This window comes from Oleiphilus sp. HI0132 (assembly GCF_001635845.1).
Window position 1 is genome coordinate 1 of record NZ_LWGJ01001139.1, and the last position, 5,138, is coordinate 5,138.

The following is a 5,138-nucleotide window of genomic DNA, read 5'->3' on the forward strand; positions in this document are numbered from 1 at the left end:
AGCTCACCAAGCTGCAGGTATTGAAATCGTTCAAACTCTATTGGCTCAATAAAACAAATTTGAGCCTCCCTACCAGACACACCCAAAACGATAACTAATAAAGCAGTACTAACTCTAAGAGGGCCTCGGCCCTCTTTTTTTATTCCAGTCGATAACACCTGTACAACTTAGAACTTCAATTGCTTTTAGTTAAAGCAAATGGAATCATGCCTGTTTTCAAAACACGGTTGCGCCCATGCCTTCGACAATTCTATACACCTTCAGACGCTGCCCTTATGCCATGAGAGCACGGTTGGCCCTGACTCTTAGCCAGGAAAAGATTCAGATAAGGGAAATTGTCTTACGAAATAAGCCAGCGACAATGCTGCATTATTCTCCGAAAGGTACCGTTCCGGTGCTCATCCTTCATCATTCAGAATCCGAGGCCCCGCAAGTGATTGATGAAAGCCTGGATATCATGAAGTGGGCTTTCAAACGATACGATCCAGACAACTTTTTAGATGCTTCCAAACTTAACGAGATGCTCGACCTTATTTCAATCAATGACGGTGAATTCAAAGATAAGCTTGATCGATACAAATATGCAGACCGCCACCCAGAACAAAGTGAGCAGGAATATCGCAAGCAAGGCGAAGGTTTTTTAGAGCTTTTGGACAAGCGCTTACAAAACCAAACTTTTCTTTTTGGCGAGCAGGCCTGCCTGGCAGATCTCGCCATCTTTCCCTTTATACGACAATTTGCACATGTAGACCTAGAATGGTTTGATGCGAGCCCTTACGACTATCTCAAGCGCTGGTTGTCAGACTACAAAGAGTCTGACATATTTTTGAGTATTATGAAGAAGTATCCGGCTTGGAAGGAAGGTGACGAAATCACTTGGCTACCTTTGCCAAGTGACAGTTAAGGTTACTTTAAACTTAAATGAGAAGTATCCGGAATCACCGGTGGAAGCTCTTCTTTCTTTTCAGCAATATCACTGCCAACAGGCGCAATCGTCACATTATCCAGCTCATGGAATTCTGCCATGACCTCTTCATGTACTTCTGATAAGCGCTCGCCCACCTCGCCAACTTGAAAGTGCGTATCTGATAGTATCTCGTCTACTTTTTCCCCTGCCAAATTAAGGCCGGTTTTGCTGGCAACATTCTGCAAATCGGTCTTTGAAGCACTGGCCGTTAAGGGAGCCTTAGCCGTTGGCGTTGGCGTTGGCGTTGGCGTTGGCGTTGGCGTTGGCGTTGGCGTTGGCGTTGGCGCAGCCTGAGGAGCTGGCGCACTAAAGTCTACTTTGACACCCGGACTGCCCATCGCCTCAACTTGGCAATCAGCGCCACGCTTACTCATCGCAATGATATATTTCTTTGCCGTTTCCTGGTCGAGCTTATTACGTATCACCACCCGCTTGCCAGTAAACATGCGCTCTACTTGGTCTACGCTTGTTTTAAATAGCTGCGCAACGTGTTGCTTGGTCTCTTGCTCCGAAAAGCCTTCAACCAGTTTGCCGTAAAATACAATTTCGTACTGCTGCTCACTCATACCGTTTTGCTCTTTGCTAATTTCTTTCCCTAACAATAAGTCTAGGTCAAGACCCGAAATTTACCTAGTCAGAAGATGCTTCACTCCGCACTTCTGCCCTGTTTCGGCCATTTTCTTTTGCTTGATACAGTGCAGAGTCTGCTCGTTCAAATAACTGCCCCTGATCCAGGCCTTCTTCAAAGACACTTAAGCCAAAAGACATGGTAATTTGAATCTTTTCATCGCGAAAATGAAAAGGTAAGCGACCGATCATTTCCCTTACTTTTTCAATTACCTGCTTTGCAGTTTGCAAATCTGTTTCTGGCAAAATAATCACAAACTCTTCGCCACCATAGCGCGCAACAAAGTCGGTCTTGCGTATTCTATTTTGAATTTCCTTGGCAATAATCTGTAGAACTTTATCGCCCGATAGGTGACCATAGTTGTCATTAATACTTTTGAAGAAATCGATATCCGCCACCACCAGTGTAGCCGGCTTTTTATAACGTTTGTAACGTTCAAGCTCCAGCTCAAAACGTTCGTCATAAGCCTCTCGATTAGGCAACGACGTTAAAGAATCTTTTAATGCTTTATCTCGCTCTTCCTTCAAGCGTTTACGAATATAACGAGTCTCTTCTTCCATCGCTTTGATGCGCTCTTTTAGGACCTCGACCTCTTCTTCTTTTGCTTGCTGGTGTTCAACTGCATCACCAGCATGCTGATCTACAGCACTGGATATGCTGTCCAAGTGCTCCGAAATAGATCGTTTCAAATCATCTATATCGACAGCTTTTCCCACACGCTGAGTCATTTCATCGACTTGATCACGCATATGTTGATCAAATTTTTCGTTTTTATCTTGCCAGGTGTCATCAATACTCTGACTCTCTACCAAAAAGTCCTGAACTTTACTCAAGCGCTCATCGAGCACCTTCAGAAAGTTACTAAACTCGCGCTGCCCTTTACCCACAACCGAAAGGATCAAGTTAGACAAATCATCCAAAGTAGGGCCAAGTTCATACCAAACCAGCTCTTTTTCAATTTGACCACGCAGTTTCGCTACTTCTCTGGTCGCACTGCTTGGAAACGCTAATTGGTCCAGTAGATTACTCAAAGTGTTGCGAATATGCCGCGCAACAGAAGAAAAGCCAGGAGCAAGCTCTTCTGCTGCATTGCTGGCATCGTCCGTTTCTAGCTCCAAGTCCTCTTCGCTGAGGGAGCTATCTTCGCCCGAAGCCGTATCAGCGCTTGCATTTTCATCACTTCCGCCACCCAAGAGACGACTTAAGAAACCGGCCTCTTTTTTGTCTGGGTCAACAATTACCGACAAGACTTCAGACTGGAGTTTTGCATACTCAGACAGGATAGCTGGGTATTCTTGAATATTTGACGAACGCTTGGCGATAGACTTTAAGAGCTTCTTTAGCCCACTTTTCTGCTTTCGAGGAAGCTTGAGAGTCAATAGCTGATCGATAATACTCTCTAAAGCACTCGCTACTTTTCTCAGGTTTTGCTGTTTGCTCTCGTCCGCCGCAAGAATCAATTTATCAATACGCTTAAGGCGCTTTTCGAGATCATTCTTTTCAGGTGTTGCACTGCGCACCGCACTGCGCAAGCTAGCCAACTCGCCATCTAATTCATCAGAAGTGTGCTCTGCCGCCAAGCTAACACGCACCAGAATTCGCTGCATCAGTGAGGCGTAATCTTGAATGAGCTTTTTCTGGCCGTCAAAAGACTCACCTTGCTCAAAATACTTATCTTTCCAGCGTTCTAGCTCTTTTTTTAAATCCGACTGGTTACTCATGAGTTCTCCAGCTTTTTGAACCGATTCAAATGTTATTATTTACTTAGTAAAACAAACAAAAATGATAATGCTTATTTTGTATTTCGTTTTCTGGCTCTAGGGTGAGATGCATCATACACCTCAGCTAAATGTTTAAAGTCTAGATGAGTATAGACCTGTGTGGTGGAAATATCGGCATGGCCTAATAATTCTTGTACGGCGCGAAGGTTTTGACTCGACTCCAACATGTGGCTTGCAAAAGAATGTCGCAGCATATGCGGGCTGACATCATTAATAATACCTTTCTCGATTGCCATTTTTTTCAAGCGAACCTGAACATTACGTACACTTATCCGCTTTCCTTGCTGGCTAATGAAAAGTGCGACCGCCTCTTCTCCCAAGCAATCGCCACGAAAGGCTAACCACTCTTTTAGCGCTTCAATGGCCTTGCTTCCTAATGGCAAGTGCCTTTCTTTGCCACCTTTACCCAGCACATCAACAAAACCTTCATCAAGATTTATGGAATTTACATTCAAATTTACTAATTCAGAAAGGCGTAGACCTGAAGAATAGAAAACCTCGAACATGGCGTGATCACGAATCACATGCCAATCGCCACTATCGTTATCTAATAGATGGTTAATTTGATCAACATTCAAGACTTTAGGCAGTTTTTTGCTCCCTTTTGGAACCGGAACATCCAGACACGGATTGTGTTCTAGCAAAGCATGTTTAATCTGGTAATTGTAAAAACTACGTAGTGACGACAGTGCTCTTTGAATACTCTTGCTAGAAAGCTGCTTACGGTGCAGGTAAGAAACGTATAAGCGGACATGAGCGTGACTGAGCTCACTCCAAGCGTGAATACCCTGTTCAGAGCACCAAGTATGAATACGCTCCAAGTCACGCCTGTAATTGGTGTAAGTGTGATGGGAGAGCCTCCTAACGACCAGTAAATTATCGAGAAACTCTTCTAGTAACTTTTCCATCACTGCCTCGAATTCTCTACCGGATCATTAAACCATTTATGGCGACTCGCTTCGAAAATATCTATTCCAAGAGCGAAGGAACTGAGTCCTCTACCTGCTGTCGCTTAGCAGCCAACAACAGATTCGGCAGAATACGGCTGATAAAATCGCTGATATAAGAAAGGAATAAAGAGCCCATTGAGCTATCAAAGTGCTTAGCATCGCGACTGCCCAAACAGAACAAGCCCAAAAGCTCACCATTTCGTAAAGGAATCACTGCCGCTGAACCGACTTCTTCGGGGTTCGGGAACAAGCATGCACGCTCTTCGTCTCGGAACTGCCCGCAAACTGCTCGTGTATGATCGAGAATACCGCCTAGCTGCCCCCGAGCCTCATCGATCGAAATGACTTTCACTTCGCTAACAGGGTAGTCACTTGGCTTACCAAACAATAAAATGCTGCTGAAGTCGATATTCGCATCATTTTTGAATGCCTCATTTACGACCATTTCAATCTCATCAAGGCTCTTCACCTCTAACAAGTTTAATAACAGGCGTTTGGTCTTCTCAAAATGAGCATCATTCTCATGCGCAATGGAGATCAGTTCATTAAGCTTGTTTTTCAGCTCATCACGGTGCTCTCTAAATACTTGCACCTGACGCTCCCCTAAAGATATCGCAGCGCCGCTCGCATGAGGTATTTTTAGCTCATTCAACAAGTAATCATGTTGAACAAAGAATTCAGGGTGAGTCTTCAAATACTCAATAACGTCAGTTTCTTGAATACTCGCAGCTTGCGGGCTTACTTCAGCGTTTACTTCTTTATTGCTCATACTATCTTCACTAATACGGTTCACTATGTCTGGGGGAGTCCAT

General features: G+C 44.3%; 5 protein-coding genes. 1 reads left to right on the forward strand and 4 read right to left on the reverse strand.

The window, feature by feature from the left end:
- Positions 1-235: 235 nt before the first annotated feature.
- The gene (locus A3766_RS15530) at positions 236-904 is read left to right on the forward strand and encodes a glutathione S-transferase (RefSeq protein WP_068512847.1); all 669 of its coding nucleotides are present in this window, start codon (positions 236-238) and stop codon (positions 902-904) included.
- Between the two features lie 2 nt (positions 905-906).
- On the opposite strand, the gene A3766_RS31220 is transcribed toward A3766_RS15530, so the two are convergent.
- The 4 genes from A3766_RS31220 to A3766_RS15550 all read right to left on the reverse strand — a co-directional run.
- Positions 907-1,533, reverse strand: coding sequence for a hypothetical protein (locus A3766_RS31220; RefSeq protein WP_068638376.1), 627 nt, complete (start codon positions 1,531-1,533; stop codon positions 907-909).
- Between the two features lie 64 nt (positions 1,534-1,597).
- Complete coding sequence (locus tag A3766_RS15540) at positions 1,598-3,316, reverse strand: GGDEF domain-containing protein (RefSeq protein WP_068512853.1); 1,719 nt, start codon at positions 3,314-3,316, stop codon at positions 1,598-1,600.
- Positions 3,317-3,387: 71 nt separating this feature from the next.
- The gene (xerC, locus tag A3766_RS15545) at positions 3,388-4,284 is read right to left on the reverse strand and encodes a tyrosine recombinase XerC (RefSeq protein ID WP_068512856.1); all 897 of its coding nucleotides are present in this window, start codon (positions 4,282-4,284) and stop codon (positions 3,388-3,390) included.
- Between the two features lie 61 nt (positions 4,285-4,345).
- The coding region (locus tag A3766_RS15550; RefSeq protein ID WP_369808631.1) for a DUF484 family protein at positions 4,346-5,138 on the reverse strand (793 nt) is incomplete at its 5' end.